This is a genomic window from Chitinimonas koreensis (assembly GCF_014353015.1).
Taxonomy (GTDB): Bacteria; Pseudomonadota; Gammaproteobacteria; order Burkholderiales; family Chitinimonadaceae; genus Chitinimonas; species Chitinimonas koreensis.
The window spans coordinates 4,392,304-4,407,555 of sequence record NZ_CP060704.1 but is presented as its reverse complement, the minus strand read 5'-3'; the positions used below and the strand labels follow the sequence as shown (position 1 = coordinate 4,407,555).

Below are 15,252 nucleotides of genomic sequence, written 5' to 3'. Positions count from 1 at the left end.
GGTGCTCAAAGCGCTTGTAAAAGGACTGAATGCTGCAGCGCGTCAGCTCGACAACCCGCTCGGCATCAGCTGCGCCGGCGTCGAGACGGCCCGCGAAGCGCTGGCTGCGATCCGCGACGACGGCGACATCCAGGCGGTGATCGTCGACGACCAGCTGCACCGCCTCGGCGACGCCGGCAAGGGCAAGCGCGGCAAGAAGCTGCAGATGTCGGCGCTCGAGCTGGTGCACGAGATCCATGTCCTGCGTCCCGAACTCGACGTCTACGTGATGATCGCCCAGGCCGACGAGGACGAGGTGGTCAACACCCTGTTGTGCGAGACCGTCGACGGCTATTTCTACCGCGACGATCCCGACTACCTCGGCTGGTACCGCATCCTCAACGCCCAGTTGCAGGAACGCGCCCAGACGCCGTTCTACGACAAGCTCAAGCAGTACGTCTTCATGGCCAAGGATGCCTGGCACACGCCGGGCCACAGCTCGGGCGACAGCCTGCGCGGCAGCCCCTGGGCCGAGGACTTCTACGATTTCATGGGCGAGCACATCTTCAAGGGCGACCTGTCGGTCTCGGTGCCGATGCTCGACTCGCTGCTGCACCCGACCGGCATCATCGAGGAAGCGCAGCAGATGGCGGCCCAGGCCTTCGGCGCGCGCCGCACCTTCTTCGCCACCAACGGCACCTCGACCGCCAACAAGGTGATTCTGCAGACGCTCTTGGCGCCCGGCGACAAGATGCTGCTCGACCGCAACTGCCACAAGTCGGTCCACCACGGCGTGGTGATCTCGGGCGCGCGGCCGGTCTACCTCGATTCGAGCACCAACCTCGAGTACGGCCTGTTCGGGCCGGTGCCCAAGGCGGTCATCCTCAAGACCATCGAGGAGAACCCCGACGCGGTGGTCATGATCCTGACCTCGTGCACCTACGACGGCCTGCGCTACGACCTCAAGCCCATCATCGAGGCGGCCCACGCGCACGGCATCAAGGTGATCATCGACGAGGCCTGGTATGGCCACGGCCGCTTCCATCCCGAGTTCCGCCCGACGGCGCTGGAGTCGGGCGCCGATTTCGCCACCCAGTCCACCCACAAGGTGATGAGCGCCTTCTCGCAGGCGTCGATGATTCATGTGAACGACGCGGAGTTCAACGAGCATGTGTTCCGCGAGAACTACAACATGCACACCTCGACCAGCCCGCAGTACAGCATGATCGCGAGCCTCGACGTCGCCCGCCGGCAGATGAGCATGGAAGGCTACAAGCTCTTGTCGCGCACGCTGGCGCTGGCGGCCGAGCTCAAGACGCTGATCAACTCGACCGGCGTGTTCCGCGTGCTCGAGCTCGACGACCTGCTGCCCGAGGAAGTGAAGAACGACGGCGTGCGGCTCGACCCGACCAAGGTCACCGTCGACATCTCGGCCTGCGGCTACACCGTGGACGAGCTGCAGAAGGTGCTGTTCGAGCGCTACAACATCCAGATCGAGAAATCGACCTTCAACACCATCACCCTGCTGCTGACCATCGGCACCACCAAGAGCAAGGTGTCGCGTCTTTACGACGCCTTGATGCGCATCGCGCGCGAGGCGCGGGCGCCGCGCCGCATCTATCGCACGCCGGCCATTCCGCATTTCACCTACCTCAAGTACCTGCCGCGCGACGCCTTCTACTGCGGCGGCGAGCTCGCCCGCTGCTGGACGAGGCCGACCAGGTGAACCAGAAGCTGGCCGGCCTGGTCAGCGCCGACCAGATCACGCCTTATCCGCCGGGCATCCCGGTGCTGGTGCCGGGCCAGGTCATCACGCCCGAGATCATCAGCTACCTGGTCAACCTGCTGCGCAGCCAGAAGCAGGTCGAGCTGCATGGCGTGGTGTTCGACGGCTGGCTGCCGTGCATCCGGGTGCTCACCGAGGAGGAAGCGGCCGGCCTGCGTCCGCTGGACGGCGAGGTCTGATTTGCCGCATGCTTGCCAGCCATGACAGGACAGGCGCAAGTCCCTAATCCGGTGCAGGAAACCGTCGGCGAGACCGAGGCCCTCAACGAGGATGCCTGGCGTCTCCAGTACGGCGATCCGCAGCAGGCGCGCGCGCTCGCCGAGCGCGCCGCCGAGCTCGCCCGCAGCCAGGGCGACGCGGTCGGCGAGGCCTATGCCCGGCTCACGCTGGCGGCTTACCAGATGCGCCATGGCGACGGCGACGTGGCCTTGCGCGAATTCCAGTCGCTCCAGCAGTTCTTCGATGCGCGCGAGGATCGCCGCGGCCATATGCGGGCGAGCTTCGGCGTCTCGGCGCTGCTGGCGCGCAGCGGCCGGGTCGACGAGTCCTATGCCGAGCTGATCGGCCTCGTCTCGGGGCTGGACGAGGCGGCGCCGGTCGACGCCTTCGTCATCTACAACGCCATCGGCGCCACCAGCGTCGAGGCCGGCCTGCTCGACGAGGGCCTGCGCAATTTCTACCTGGCTCTGGGGCCGCCCGCCAGCTCGATTCGCCCGACCACCTGGCGCTGGTGCTGTCCAATCTCGGCGACACCCAGCACGGCGCCGGCAACTACGAGGACGCGATCCGCTTCCTGGTCGAAGCCGACGAGATGGTCGCCAAGTCGCGGCTGGCCGCGCTGGCGCCCTTCGTCGCCAGCAATCTGGCCATGTGCCAGCTGGCCATCGGCGCGCACGAGGCCGCCTTCGTCACCATCCAGCCCTATCTCGAGCTCGACCGCGACACGGTGCGGATGGGCCGTGCCGACGCCGCCTTCTTCCGCGCCATTGCGGCCCACACCTACACCGCCAACGGCCAATGGCTCGAAGCGCGCCAGATGGTCGCCCGCGCGCTGGAAGCGGCCGACCAGCTCGGCGACGTCAAGATCGCGGTGCACTGCCACTGGGTGCTGGGCCTGGTCGAGCGCGGCGAAGGTCGGCCGGCCGAATCGCTGGTCGCGCTGCAGAAGGCCGAGGCGCTGCTCGGGCCGATCAAGGACCCCTACTACTCGGTGCAGATCAGTCGCGAGCTGGCTGCCGGCCACGCCGCGTTGGGCAATTGGCCCGAAGCCTACCGCTACCTCGAGCAGCATCAGTTGCTGTATCAGCGCTCGCTCGGCAGCGCGGCGCGCGCGCGGATGCAGATCGCCCGCATCCAGAGCGAGCTGGCCGAGGCCGAGCGAGAACGCGATTTCGCGCTGCTCAAGCAGGCCGAGGCCGAGCGCGCGCGCGCCGAGCTCGAGATGCTGAACCGCGAGCTGGCCGCCAAGGTCGACGAGATCGAGCGGCTGCAGACCAAGCTGCGCGAGCAGGCGATCCGCGATCCGCTGACCGACCTCTACAACCGGCGCTACCTGCAGGAAGAGCTGGCCAACGAGATCCGCCTGGCCGAGCGCCGCTACTACCCGATCTGCGTGGTGCTGATCGATCTCGACCACTTCAAGACCGTCAACGACCGCTTCGGCCATCCGGTCGGCGACCGGGTACTGATCGAGCTGGCCAACCTGCTGCGCGCCAATATCCGCGGTTCCGATTTCGCCTGCCGCTTCGGCGGCGAGGAGTTCTGCCTGGTGCTGTCCGACATCGGCCTCGAGGCCGCGATGGGACGCATGGCCGACCTGCTCGACCGCTTCCGCGCGCTGGTGGTCGACCTGGCCGACAGCCAGCTCGATCGCCTGACCTTCTCGGCCGGCGTGGCCGCGCATCCGCATCACGGCAGCACGCCCGACGACCTGCTGGCGGCGGCCGACGCCGCGCTCTACCGCGCCAAGGCGGCCGGGCGCGACCGCATCTACGCGGCCGAGTAGGCGCCGCCATTGCGACATGGCGATGTCGCGATTCCATATATCCAAGTCGCACTATCGATTGCCGAAAATCCTGCTTGACCGCCGCGGCGGCCTTCGGACAAGCTCGAAGCTTTTCCGCAACGGTACCGATAGGGGCAAGCATGACCCGGCATTTCCTCCAGTTCACCGACTTTACCCGCGACGAATACGAGCACCTGTTCGCCCGAAGCCGAGTACTGAAGGAGCGCCTGCGCCGAGGCGAGGTCTACCAGCCGCTGGTCGGCAAGACGCTGGCGATGATCTTCGAGAAGAGTTCGACCCGCACCCGCGTCTCGTTCGAGGCCGGCATGAACCAGCTCGGCGGCCATGCGATGTTCCTGGCCAGCAAGGACACCCAGCTCGGCCGCGGCGAGCCGATCGAGGACGTCGCCCGGGTGATCGGCCGCATGTGCGACATCACCATGGTGCGCACCTACGAGCAGACCATCGTCGACACCTTCGCCAGGTATTCGAAGTCGCCGGTGATCAACGGCCTGACCAACGAATACCACCCGTGCCAGACCCTGGCCGACATCTTCACCTTCATCGAGCACCGCGGCCCGATCAGCGGCCGTACCGTGGCCTGGATCGGCGACAGCAACAATATCTCGCGCACCTGGCTGCAGGCCGCGAAGATCTTCGACTTCAAGCTCCGGCTGGCCTGCCCCAAGGGCTACGAGATGAAGGTGCTCGACGGCATCGACTACGGCTCGGCCCATTTCGAGCAGACCAACGACCCGCGTGCGGCGGTCGAGGGGCCGACATCGTCACCACCGACGTCTGCGTGTCGATGGGCTTCGAGCGCGAAAGCCTGCAACGCCGCGTCGACTTCCTGAATTACAAGGTCAGCGCCGAGCTGATGAAATTGGCCGGCAAGGATGCGGTGTTCATGCACTGCCTGCCGGCCCACCGCGGCGAAGAGGTCGACCCCGACGTGCTGGACGGTCCGCAGTCCATCGTCTGGGATGAAGCCGAAAACCGCATGCACACGCAGAAGGCGCTGATCGAGTTCCTGCTGCTGGGCAAGATCGACGATTGAGGAGAGGAAAATGATCGACCACACCGGCGTCGCGGTCAGCGACTTCGAGCGCAGCAAGGCGTTCTACCAGGCTGCGCTGGCCGCCATCGGCTACGCCAAGCTGATGGAATTCCCGGCCAGCGTGACCGGCCATGTCGACGTCGCCGGCTTCGGCGAGACGGCCACCGGCAAGCCCGATTTCTGGATCAGCTCCGGCACGCCCAACCAGCCGCCGATCCACGTCGCCTTCCGGGTGGCCGATCGCGCCACGGTCGACGCCTTCCACGCAGCGGCCTTGGCCGCCGGCGGCCGCGACAACGGCGCACCGGGGCTGCGGCTGCACTACCACCCCGACTACTACGGCGCCTTCGTGCTCGACCCGGACGGCCACAACATCGAAGCCGTCTGCCATTCGCCGGTGGCGAGCCTGTGAGTCGCGGACATCATCGCTCGGGCGCAGGCCCGCGGCTGAGCCGGGCGCTGGAGATTCGTGAGGGCTCGACCATCGGCTCATCCTTGAATCATTCCTACTCCCCCGCCGCTCCGGGGGCCCCGCAAAGTCGCAGACTTCGTGGGGTGGGCCGGAGGGAGCCTCGCTCCGCTCGGGCGCATATTGAGTGCCGAAGAGTTTATTCATGCCCCACATCGTCATCGACTACACCGACAACCTCGCCGAGCAGCCCGATTTCCGGGCGCTGTTCGGCGAGCTGCACCAGGCCCTGATCGCGCTGGGCGACATCGCCCCGGCCGACCTCAAGAGCCGTGCGGTCAAGCTGACCGACTGGTACGTCGGCCACGGCGAAGCCGGCCACGCCTTCGTCCACGTCAAGCTGCACCTGATCAACCGCCGCAGCGTCGAGTTCAAGCAGCGCGCCGTGGCGGCGATGCAGGCGGTGGTCGCCGCCCATTTCGCCCGCTCGCTGGCCGAGCGCGACTGCCAGCTGTGCTTCGAGACCATCGACATCGACGGCGCGACCTACGCCAAGACGGTGTCGCCCCAACGCCAGAATTGATCTGAACCCAAGCAGGAAGCCCCCATGTCCGACATCAACAAAGTCGTCCTCGCCTATTCGGGCGGCCTGGACACCTCCGTCATCCTCAAGTGGCTGCAGGACACCTACCAGACCGAGGTGGTCACCTTCACCGCCGACATCGGCCAGGGCGAAGAGCTCGAGCCGGCGCGCGCCAAGGCGATCAAGCTTGGCATCAAGCCCGAGAACATCTTCATCGACGATCTGCGCGAGGAATTCGTGCGCGACTTCGTGTTCCCGATGTTCCGCGCCAACACCATCTACGAAGGCGAGTACCTGCTCGGCACCTCGATCGCCCGGCCGCTGATCGCCAAGCGCCAGATCGAGATCGCCAACGCCACCGGCGCCGACGCGGTGAGCCACGGCGCCACAGGCAAGGGCAACGACCAGGTCCGCTTCGAGCTCGGTTACTACGCGCTCAAGCCCGGCGTGAAGGTGATCGCGCCGTGGCGCGAGTGGGACCTGCTGAGCCGCGAGAAGCTGCTGGCCTATGCCGAGCAGGCCGGCATCCCGATCGAGATGAAGCACAAGGCCGGCGGCGCGCCTTACTCGATGGACGCCAACCTGCTGCACATCAGCTTCGAAGGCCGCCACCTCGAAGACCCGAAGGCCGAGGCCGAGGAGAGCATGTGGCGCTGGACCGTGTCGCCCGAGGCCGCGCCCGATGCGGCGCAGTACGTCGACATGGAATTCGAGCGCGGCGACCTGGTCGCCATCGACGGCGTGCGCATGCTGCCGCACGAACTGCTGGCCAAGCTCAACGAGCTCGGCGGCAAGCACGGCATCGGCCGGCTCGACCTGGTCGAGAACCGCTACGTCGGCATGAAGTCGCGCGGCTGCTACGAAACCCCCGGCGGCGCCATCCTGCTGAAGGCCCACCGCGGCATCGAGAGCATCACGCTCGACCGCGAAGTGGCGCACCTGAAGGACAACCTGATGCCGCGCTACGCCGAGCTGATCTACAACGGCTACTGGTGGAGCCCGGAGCGCCGCGCCATCCAGGCGCTGATCGACACCACCCAGACCCACGTCAACGGCTGGGTGCGGGTCAAGCTGTACAAGGGCGGCGTCTCGGTGGTCGCACGCGATTCGAAGGACACGCTGTTCGACCAGACCATCGCCACCTTCGACGACGACGGCGGCGCCTACAACCAGAAGGATGCCGAGGGCTTCATCAAGCTCAACGCGCTGCGCATGCGCATCGCGGCGCGCAAGCGCGGCTGAGCGTCCTGGCCTGCAGCGAAGAGCCCCGGCGCAGTCCGGGGCTCTTTTCGTTCAGGCGGCGTTGGGCCATGGCGATCTAAGCTGCCGCCACCATAGCCCAGGGAGAACAACATGAAACGGATCGTCCTGTTGGCCAGTCTCGCCCTGCTGGGCGGCTGCGCCGCGATGTCGGAAGCGGAATGTCGGAGCGGCGACTGGTACGGCGTCGGCGAGCGCGATGGCCGCGAAGGCCGTTCGAGCCAGCTCGGCGCCTATGCCGAGGCCTGCCAGAAGGTCGCGGTGATGCCCGATGCCGGCGAGTACTCGCGCGGCCGCGAGCGTGGCCTGCGCGCCTACTGCACGCCGGAGAACGGCTACCACGAGGGCCGCAACGGCCAGTCCTACGGCGGCGTCTGCGCGCCCGAGTTGCAGGCCGCCTTCCTGCGCGAATACGAGCGCGGCCGCGAACGCTACGAGCTGCGCCGCGACATCGACGCGCTCGAGAACGACATCGCGAACTGGGGCCGCGAACTGGACCGGCTGGCCGACCAGATCGCCAAGGCGCCCAACGAGGACGAGCGCAACAAGCTGCGCCGCATGCGCGAAAGCCGCGAGCGCGACCGGCGCGATGCGCGCATTCGGCTGATGATGCTGCAGACGCGCTGGAGCGTGATGGGCGATTGAGCCGGCCGGCCGGTACGCGCCTAGGGAGATGGGCCTGCCGGCTCGCTGCCCTGCGCATGTTCGCGTCACGGACGGGCGCCAGCGAGGCTTCCCCGCGGCGGGGACGGGAGAGGTCGAACAGGGCTGGCCGCAGCTTCAGTCTGCACAAGCGGACAGGCGCACGGGTTTCCCGTGCGCCTGTCCGACTGCTTGATCGCTTACGGCAGCTTATACGCCGCCCGAGGCTTGAAAGCGTTTTTCCAGCCGGCTCACCAGGGCCGCCATCGCCATGGTCATGGCCAGGTAGCAGAACGAGATCGCCAGGTAGGGCTCCCAGTAGCGCGAGTAGGCGCCGGCCACTGTGCGCGCGGCGTAGGCCATCTCGGCCAGGCCGATGGCGGAGACCAGCGAGGAATCCTTGAGCAGCATGATCGCCTCGTTGCCCAGCGGCGGCAGCATGCGGCGGAAAGCCTGCGGCACGATCACGAAGCGCATGGTCTGCCAGTAGTTCATGCCGAGCGAGCGCGCGGCCTCGGTCTGGCCGCGGTGGATCGACTGGATGCCGGCGCGGAAGATCTCGGTGATGTAGGCGCCGGCGTTCAGCGTCAGCGCCACCAGGCCCGACATGAAGGCGCCGTATTCCTGCCGCAGGTGGCGCGCGGTGTCGCCGGAGATCAGGATGCCGTCGGTCGGGTGCACCAGCAGCGGCATCAGCGCGAAGTGCACCAGCATGATCTGCACGAACAGCGGGGTGCCGCGGAAGAAGGTGACGTAGGCGGTGGCCGGCATGCGCACGCCCCAGCGCAGCGGCAGCCGCCACGGGCCATGGCGCGTCTCGGCCAGCCGCGACATGCCGCCCAGGAGGCCGATCAGCGTGCCGAAGATCACCGCGACGATGGTGATCTCGATCGTCATCAACGCGCCTTCGACGAACAGCTGGCGGTATTCCCAGACGATGTCGGGGCGGAAGTGGGCGAGGAAGGGCGCGCTTTCCTGCAGCGCTTTCCAGCTGGCGGCGAAATCCATGGAACAGGCCCTCGTGGCGGGAAAATAAAAGAAGCGCAATTTACGGTGAAATTGCGCTTCCTCTGCTTGGGGTTAACCCTCTGCTGCGGCGCAGCAGGACGGCCTTACTGCTTGGTCTGCTCGGCCGGGGCGGCTGCGGCGGCCGGTGCCGCCGGTGCGGTGGCCGCACCGAAGTACCTGGCGTAGATCGCCTCGTAGCTGCCGTCTTCCTTGATCTTCTTGATGCCTTCGTTGAGCTTGGCCTGCAGCTCGGCGTTGCCCTTCTTCACCGCGAAGCCGTAGTACTCCTTGGCGAACTCGGCGTCGTCGATGGTCTTGAGCTTGGCGTTCGGGTTGTTGGCCACGTAGTTGATCACCACGCCGTTGTCGGCCACCACCGCTTCCACGCCGCCGGCCTGCAGTTCCTGCAGCGCCAGCGGGGTGCTCTCGAAGCGCTTGATGTTGGGGCTGGTCTTGCCGAGGATCTTCTGCACCACTTCGTCGCCGGTGGTGCCGGTCTGCACGCCGACCTTCTTGCCCTTGAGGTCGCCGGCGCTGGCGATCTTGCTGCCCTCGCCGATGGCGATCAGCTGCTTGGCTTCGAAGTAGGGATCGGAGAAGTCCATCGTCTGCTTGCGCTCGTCGGTGATGGTCACGGCCGAGGCGACGATGTCGCGGTCGCCGGTGCCGAGCGTGTTGAAGATGCCTTCCCACGGCGTATTGACGAATTCGACCTTGAAGCCGGCCTTCTCGGCTGCGGCCGTCAGCACGTCGACGTCGAAGCCGACCACCTTCTTGTCCTCGGTCTCGGATTCGAACGGCGCGTAGGCGGCGTCGGAGGCGACCTTGTAGGTCTGCACCGCGGCGGCCGGCGCGGCGGCGGGCTGGGCCTCGGCGGCGGGTGCGGCCTCCTCCTTCTTGCCGCAGGCGGCGAGCAGCAGGGTGGCGGCGAGCGCGCTCATCATGAGGCGGCGGGTCGAATTCATGGTGTCCTCTTCCTTGGGATGGTCAAACGGGCGACGCGGCTACGCGATTGCGCAGCCCGCGCACTCTAGCAAAGCGCCCCGCGGCGCCGTAGCGGGGGAACCGCCATTGTTGGATTGTTGCAACGCGACAAATCCGGCCGCGCTCAGGATGCCTCCGCCGCGGCCAGCTGGGCCGGGTTGAGCTGGCGCTTCAGCGCGGCCAGCCGGGCGCGCGCCGCGTCGTCGCGCTCGGCGGCGCGCTTGAGCCAGCGGTAGGCCGCCACGTTGTCCTTCGGTACCCCGCGGCCGGCCAGGTAGAGCAGGGCCAGGTTGAACTGGCCGGTGCTGTCGCCCTGGTCGGCGGCCAGGCGCGAGTAGCGCGCCGCCTCGTCGTCGTTGCGGTCGACGCCGCGGCCGGTCATGTACATGAAGCCGAGGTAGGCCTGGCCGCCGGCATGGTTCTGCTCGGCAGCGCGGCGGTACCACTCGACCGCCTTCTGGTTGTCGGCCGGCACGTCCTGGCCCTTGCGGTAGCGCAGGCCGAGCTGGGTCTGGGCGGCCGGGTCGCCGCCTTCGGCCGCGCTGCGTAGCGCCTCGATCGGCTGGTTCGCGTAGTCGGCCGCCGGCGGCGGCGCGCTCTCGGCGACCGGCGCGACCGGGATGGTCTGCACCGGCGGCGGCGCGGGCTGGGTGCTGTCCACCTGGGCGACCGTTTCCAGCTGCGGTGCCGGCGCGGCGCCGGTGGCGGCGGCCGGCTCGGCGACCGGCGGCGTCGCCGGCACGCTCGCGTGTTCCTCGCGCGAGCGCAGCAGCGCGGCGCCGGCGACCAGTGCGAGCAGCAGGCCGGCACCCATGCCGACCCAGCGGTTGTAGCTGGAGGAGACCGTGCTGCGCTGCCCGGCGTAGGCCGGCCGCGGCGAGAAGTCGTCGTCGAGGCGCGGCGAGGCGGGCAGGGCGGCATCGGCCGAATTGGCGTGCAGCACCGGGCTCGGCTGCATGGTGACCACGCTGGCGGTCTGCGGCGGTTCGGCGATGGCCAGCATGCGCTTGTCCATCTCGAACGCCTCGAATGCCTTGATGCAGGCGTCGAGGCTGGTGAAGCCGCCGTGCAGCATCGACTTCTGCATCTTCTTGATCAGCGCCGGCAGTTCTTCCTGGTGCGAATCCTTGAAGTAGTCGATCCGGTGCAGCGAGATCTGGCGGAACCAGTGGCCGAGCGCATGCAGGTCGACGCGCCAGTCGAGCGTATTCACCGACAGGTCGGGCATCAGCACGCTGGCGTACTGCCGCCGCGCGGCGTCGGACAATTCGTACCAACTGCTCTTGCCCGGCTCGCCGACCAGCTTGGCGTAGGTGCGCCAGTCGCGCAGCACCGCTTCGCGCAGCGCCGGCGCGAGGTAGGCCGCGTCGGGGCTGGCCAGGTCGATGAACAGCGGTTTCTCGATGCGTTCCTGGCCGGTGCGGGCGACCGCGAAGTCGACCAGCGTCAGGCTGTCGTAGTCGATCTCGCCGCGGTCGTTCTGCTTGAGCACCAGGGTGTCGGGCCTCAGGCCGCCGTGGACCAGGCCGTCGCGGCTCAGGTGGGCCAGCGCGCGCAGGCTGGCCAGGATCAGCCGCAGCAGGTCGCTGGAGCGCTGGAACGGATGCTCGAGCTCGCCGACGCGGGTGGACAGCCAGTGGGTCAGCGGGTGGCCGTCGGCCTCGCAGACCAGCATGCGGCGGTCGAGGTCGACCGCGACGAAGCGGGCGGCGTAGCGCGGATCGCGCTGGAAGCCCTGCAGGATGCGCGCCTCGTGGCACAGCCAGTAGTCGGCGGCCGGGTAGTCGGCCGACAGGCGCTTGCACCAGCGCTCGGTATCGCGCTGGCTGATGAACTTGTCGAGCTGGACGGCCGGCTCGGGCGGGGCGATGGCTTCGGCGGAATCGGTCATGGCGTGATGAATGACGGGCGCTGGGCCGGTTCGGCGGCGGTTGTGCGGCAAAAAGCCGGGACGAAGCCCGGCTGGCATGGTTCAGCGCTTGGCTGCCTCGGGCAGCACGATGTTCACTTCGAGCACGTCGTAGTCGTCCTGCCGGTCGAGCGAGACCTTGATGTCGTCCTGGCCGACCGAGACGTATTTCGAGATCACCGCGATCAGCTCCTGCTGCAGCGCCGGCAGGTAGTCCGGGCCGCCGCGGCCGGCGCGCTCGTGCGCCAGGATGATCTGCAGCCGCTCGCGTGCGACCGAGGCCGATTTCTTCTTGTTGCCGAGCAGATAGTCGAGGAAGGACATCGCTTACCCTCCGAACAGGCGCTTGAGCCAGCCTTGCTTGGGCGCCTCGATGAAACGCAGCGGCTTGTCCTCGCCGAGGAAGCGGGCCACCACGTCCTTGTAGGCCTCCGCCACGTCGGAACCCTCGAGGTGCACCGCCGGCGTGCCGCTGTTGGACGCCTGCAGCACCGATTCGGACTCGGGGATCACGCCGATCAGCGGGATGCGCAGCAGGTGCTTGATGTCGTCGAGCGACAGCATCTCGCCGGCGTCGACGCGCTTGGGCGAATAGCGGGTGATCAAGAGGTGGGCCTTGATGCTCTTGCCCTCCTCGGCCTTCTTGGACTTGGCGTCGAGGATGCCGAGGATGCGGTCCGAATCGCGCACCGACGAGACCTCGGGATTGGTCACCACCAGCGCCTCGTCGGCGTAATACAGCGCCAGCAGCGCGCCGGTCTCGATGCCGGCCGGCGAGTCGCAGACGATGTAGTCGAAACCGTCGTCGGCCAGCTCCTTCAGCACGCGCTCGACGCCTTCCTTGGTCAGCGCTTCCTTATCGCGGGTCTGCGAGGCCGGCAGGATGTGCAGCTTGTCGCAATGCTTGTCCTTGATCAGGGCCTGCTTGAGGCTGGCCTCGCCCTGGATCACGTTGACGAAGTCGTACACCACGCGGCGCTCGCAGCCCATGATCAGGTCGAGGTTGCGCAGGCCGACGTCGAAATCGATCACGGCCACCTTGTTGCCGCGCAGGGCCAGGCCCGAGGCGAAGCTGGCGCTGGTGGTCGTCTTGCCGACGCCGCCCTTGCCCGAAGTGACGACAATGATTTTTGCCACGGTGGTTTCCCTTGGAATTTGAATGGGGTTCAATCGAGCGACATTGCTTCGATGACCAGCTTGTTGCCGTCGAGGCGGACCTGCGCCGCACGGCCGCGGATGCTCTGCGGCAGCGGCTCGTCGATCGCGCGGTAGACGCCGGCGACCGACAGCAGCTCGGCCTCCATGCAATGGGTGAAGATGCGTGCGCCGCTGTCGCCGCGCGCGCCGGCGAGGGCGCGGCCGCGCAGCGGCGAATAGACGTGGATGTTGCCGTCGGCGATCAGCTCGGCGCCATGGCTGACCAGGGCCAGCACGATCAGGTCGCCGCCGCGCGCATAGACCTGCTGGCCGCTGCGCACCGGGCGGTCGACGATCAGCGCAGGGCTCGGCGCCACGATCGCCGCGGGCTTCGCTTCGGCAGGCCGCTCGGCCGGCGTCTCGCGCGGCGCGGCCGCTTCGGGCAGCAGGACCAGGCCGGCCGAATGGGCCGATTCGCGCGTCGCCGCCTGGCCGCCGCGCGCGGCGACCGGCTGCAGGCCGGCACGGCGCAGCAGCGTGACCAGGCCGGACAGATCGAGCGGGGTCGCCTCCAGCGGCCAGTCGGTCAGATCGATGACGGCTGCATCGCCGCCGAAGAAATCGGCGCGGCCGCCGAGTTTCTGTTCCAGGGCGGCTTCGAGTTCGGCGAGGTTGGCGGTCTTGGGCGCGAAGGCGATCAGGTTGAGTGCGGCGCTCTTGAGTTCGAAGGCGGGAGCACTGCGGGAGGTGGCCGGCTTGACGGAAGCGGTCATCGAGGGCGCTCGGCGGCGGCGTGTGGATTGGAAAATTGCCGCCGAGTTTACCCGCTTCGCCGCAGGCGCTTCAATCGGAACAATCTGTGGATAACTTTGTGGAGAAAACCGCGCGAACGCGGCGCGATGAGCCCGAATGTAGCGCTTGTCAAGCTGCTGTAATGTTGCCGCTGACGTTTTCCCCATCGAATCAACCGCTTGGGCGATCTGCTTCGCGTTGTAGCTGCGAATGCGGGCTGCAAGCCTGTTGTGGACTCGATCCGCTGCGGTGGATAAGTACTTGACGATTCGACGGACTACAGCATGCGCCGTTCGATCAGCGCCTGTGCCAGCGTACCGCTGTCGACGTGTTCGAGCTCGCCGCCGACCGGCAGACCACGCGCGATGCGGCTGACCTTGAGGCCCTGGGCGCGCAGCAGCTCGGCCAGATAGTGCGCGGTGGCCTCGCCCTCGACGGTGAAATTGGTCGACAGGATCACCTCTTCCACCTGGCCGTCCTGGGCGCGCGCCACCAGCTTGTCGAAATGGATGTCGCCCGGCCCGATCCCGTCGAGCGGCGACAGCCGGCCCATCAGCACGAAGTAGCGGCCCTTGAAGGCCAGCGTCTGCTCCATGCGCAACAGGTCGGCCGGCATCTCGACCACGCAGAGCTGGCGATCGTTGCGCGAGCCGTCGGCGCACAGTTCGCACAGCTCGTGTTCGGTGAAGGTGTTGCAGCGCGCGCAGTGGCGCAGCCGGGTCAGCGCCTCGGCCAACGCCTGGGCCAGGCCGGCTGCACCGGACTGGTCGCGTTGCAGCAGGTGGTAGGCCATGCGCTGGGCGGATTTCGGCCCGACGCCGGGCAGCACCCGCAGCGCTTCGATCAATCGGTTGAGGGGAGAAGGTGTCTTCATGGCATCGCGTGGCCGAAGCGTCGGCGCAGGCGGTAGTGGCGCCAGGCGAACAGCCGGCCGATCAGGAGCCGGCTTAGAAAGCCCGGTACGCCGAGGCGCGGGGTGAACGAGACGCGATCGTGCACGGTGCATTGCGGCGAGCCGGCTGCGCCGACGATCTGCCGCTCATGGCGCCAGACCCGCTGGCTGAGCAGCTGCGAAGTCTCGACGAAGCCTTGCGGCTCGATCCGCTCGAAGCACAGGTCGTCGTAGTCGGCCGGCAACACGCCGAACAGCAGCAGCCAGCAGCGGCCGAGCGTCACGCCGACCGGCACCTGCTGCAGCGACGTGAACGGCGCCCCGGGAAGCGCATGCGCAGCCAGGGCCACAGCTCGGCGTTCACCCCGGCCGGCGTGAACGCCACGGCGCGCACCTGTTCCGCGCCGGTGGCCAGCGTGGAGCTGAACGCGAGCTGGTAGCGCGCCATCGGTCCGGTCAGAACGGCAGCTTGAAGCCGGGCGGCAGGTTCAGTCCGGCCGTCAGGCCGGCCATCTTCTCCTGCGAGGTCTGTTCGGCGCGGCGCAGCGCGTCGTTGAACGCGGCGGCCACCAGGTCTTCGAGCATCTCCTTGTCGTCGCCGTCGATCACGCTCGGATCGATGGCCACGCGGCGCACCACGTGGTGGCAGGTCATCACGATCTTGACCATGCCGGCGCCGGACTGGCCTCGACCTCGACTTCGCCGAGCTGCTCCTGCGCCTTCTTCATATTGTCCTGCATCTGCTGGGCCTGCTTCATCAGGTTGCCCAGGCCGCCCTTGTTGAACATGGGGATACTCCTTGGATGGGG

At 67.7% G+C, this 15,252-nt stretch carries 15 protein-coding genes and 2 pseudogenes; 8 read left to right on the top strand and 9 right to left on the bottom strand.

Going from position 1 to position 15,252, the window contains the following annotated elements; all coding sequences use genetic code 11:
- The first annotated feature begins 1 nt into the window (after nt 1).
- From H9L41_RS18470 to H9L41_RS18440, 8 genes and pseudogenes are all read left to right on the top strand, one after another.
- Nucleotides 2-1,705: an aminotransferase class I/II-fold pyridoxal phosphate-dependent enzyme gene (locus H9L41_RS18470; RefSeq protein ID WP_265583835.1), complete on the top strand. Its 1,704-nt coding sequence runs from the start codon at nt 2-4 to the stop codon at nt 1,703-1,705.
- Complete coding sequence (locus H9L41_RS25120) at nt 1,702-1,944, top strand: Orn/Lys/Arg family decarboxylase (protein WP_265583834.1); 243 nt, start codon at nt 1,702-1,704, stop codon at nt 1,942-1,944. Before H9L41_RS18470 ends, H9L41_RS25120 begins: the two co-directional genes overlap by 4 nt.
- Nucleotides 1,945-2,495: 551 nt before the next feature.
- Nucleotides 2,496-3,770 (top strand): tetratricopeptide repeat-containing diguanylate cyclase, encoded by a 1,275-nt coding sequence (locus tag H9L41_RS18465; RefSeq protein ID WP_187523531.1) that lies wholly within the window; start codon nt 2,496-2,498, stop codon nt 3,768-3,770.
- 140 nt (nt 3,771-3,910) lie between these two features.
- Nucleotides 3,911-4,827: pseudogene (gene argF, locus H9L41_RS18460) on the top strand (ornithine carbamoyltransferase).
- A 10-nt stretch (nt 4,828-4,837) separates the two neighbouring features.
- Entirely contained in the window at nt 4,838-5,239 is a 402-nt protein-coding gene (locus tag H9L41_RS18455) for a VOC family protein (RefSeq protein ID WP_028445165.1), read from the top strand.
- Between the two features lie 202 nt (nt 5,240-5,441).
- Nucleotides 5,442-5,819 carry a 5-carboxymethyl-2-hydroxymuconate Delta-isomerase gene (locus H9L41_RS18450; protein WP_034606159.1) on the top strand — a complete coding sequence of 126 codons (378 nt, stop codon included), beginning with the start codon at nt 5,442-5,444 and terminating at the stop codon, nt 5,817-5,819.
- A 24-nt stretch (nt 5,820-5,843) separates the two neighbouring features.
- Nucleotides 5,844-7,061, top strand: a complete 1,218-nt coding sequence (locus H9L41_RS18445) for an argininosuccinate synthase (protein ID WP_028445166.1) — start codon at nt 5,844-5,846, stop codon at nt 7,059-7,061.
- A 111-nt stretch (nt 7,062-7,172) separates the two neighbouring features.
- Nucleotides 7,173-7,724, top strand: coding sequence for a DUF2799 domain-containing protein (locus H9L41_RS18440; protein WP_051318781.1), 552 nt, complete (start codon nt 7,173-7,175; stop codon nt 7,722-7,724).
- 207 nt (nt 7,725-7,931) lie between these two features.
- On the opposite strand, the gene H9L41_RS18435 is transcribed toward H9L41_RS18440, so the two are convergent.
- The 9 genes and pseudogenes from H9L41_RS18435 to H9L41_RS18395 form a co-directional block, all read right to left on the bottom strand.
- A complete protein-coding gene (locus H9L41_RS18435; RefSeq protein ID WP_051318782.1) occupies nt 7,932-8,729 on the bottom strand; it encodes an amino acid ABC transporter permease in 798 nt (265 codons plus the stop codon).
- Nucleotides 8,730-8,833: 104 nt separating this feature from the next.
- Nucleotides 8,834-9,694, bottom strand: a complete 861-nt coding sequence (locus H9L41_RS18430; protein WP_028445168.1) for a basic amino acid ABC transporter substrate-binding protein — start codon at nt 9,692-9,694, stop codon at nt 8,834-8,836.
- A 143-nt stretch (nt 9,695-9,837) separates the two neighbouring features.
- Nucleotides 9,838-11,604: a Sel1-like repeat-containing protein kinase family protein gene (locus H9L41_RS18425; RefSeq protein ID WP_051318783.1), complete on the bottom strand. Its 1,767-nt coding sequence runs from the start codon at nt 11,602-11,604 to the stop codon at nt 9,838-9,840.
- Nucleotides 11,605-11,685: 81 nt separating this feature from the next.
- Nucleotides 11,686-11,946: a cell division topological specificity factor MinE gene (gene minE / locus H9L41_RS18420; protein WP_028445169.1), complete on the bottom strand. Its 261-nt coding sequence runs from the start codon at nt 11,944-11,946 to the stop codon at nt 11,686-11,688.
- 3 nt (nt 11,947-11,949) lie between these two features.
- Nucleotides 11,950-12,759, bottom strand: coding sequence for a septum site-determining protein MinD (gene minD, locus H9L41_RS18415; protein ID WP_028445170.1), 810 nt, complete (start codon nt 12,757-12,759; stop codon nt 11,950-11,952).
- 29 nt (nt 12,760-12,788) lie between these two features.
- Nucleotides 12,789-13,532, bottom strand: coding sequence for a septum site-determining protein MinC (gene minC / locus H9L41_RS18410; RefSeq protein ID WP_028445171.1), 744 nt, complete (start codon nt 13,530-13,532; stop codon nt 12,789-12,791).
- Nucleotides 13,533-13,828: 296 nt separating this feature from the next.
- Nucleotides 13,829-14,425 (bottom strand): recombination mediator RecR, encoded by a 597-nt coding sequence (gene recR, locus H9L41_RS18405; protein ID WP_028445172.1) that lies wholly within the window; start codon nt 14,423-14,425, stop codon nt 13,829-13,831.
- Nucleotides 14,422-14,727, bottom strand: coding sequence for an Rv1443c family protein (locus tag H9L41_RS18400; protein ID WP_187523530.1), 306 nt, complete (start codon nt 14,725-14,727; stop codon nt 14,422-14,424). Before H9L41_RS18400 ends, recR begins: the two co-directional genes overlap by 4 nt.
- 172 nt (nt 14,728-14,899) lie before the next feature.
- Nucleotides 14,900-15,231, bottom strand: a pseudogene (locus H9L41_RS18395) (YbaB/EbfC family nucleoid-associated protein).
- Between the last annotated feature and the right edge of the window lie 21 nt (nt 15,232-15,252).

Bases quoted from the DNA above. Each gene is read 5' to 3' on its own strand.
- H9L41_RS18455 (WP_028445165.1), top strand. From the start codon at position 4,838: ATGATCGACCACACCGGCGTCGCGGTCAGCGACTTCGAGCGCAGCAAG.
- H9L41_RS18450 (WP_034606159.1), top strand. From the start codon at position 5,442: ATGCCCCACATCGTCATCGACTACACCGACAACCTCGCCGAGCAGCCC.
- H9L41_RS18445 (WP_028445166.1), top strand. From the start codon at position 5,844: ATGTCCGACATCAACAAAGTCGTCCTCGCCTATTCGGGCGGCCTGGAC.
- H9L41_RS18440 (WP_051318781.1), top strand. From the start codon at position 7,173: ATGAAACGGATCGTCCTGTTGGCCAGTCTCGCCCTGCTGGGCGGCTGC.
- H9L41_RS18435 (WP_051318782.1), bottom strand. From the start codon at position 8,729: ATGGATTTCGCCGCCAGCTGGAAAGCGCTGCAGGAAAGCGCGCCCTTC.
- H9L41_RS18430 (WP_028445168.1), bottom strand. From the start codon at position 9,694: ATGAATTCGACCCGCCGCCTCATGATGAGCGCGCTCGCCGCCACCCTG.
- H9L41_RS18425 (WP_051318783.1), bottom strand. From the start codon at position 11,604: ATGACCGATTCCGCCGAAGCCATCGCCCCGCCCGAGCCGGCCGTCCAG.
- minE (WP_028445169.1), bottom strand. From the start codon at position 11,946: ATGTCCTTCCTCGACTATCTGCTCGGCAACAAGAAGAAATCGGCCTCG.
- minC (WP_028445171.1), bottom strand. From the start codon at position 13,532: ATGACCGCTTCCGTCAAGCCGGCCACCTCCCGCAGTGCTCCCGCCTTC.
- recR (WP_028445172.1), bottom strand. From the start codon at position 14,425: ATGAAGACACCTTCTCCCCTCAACCGATTGATCGAAGCGCTGCGGGTG.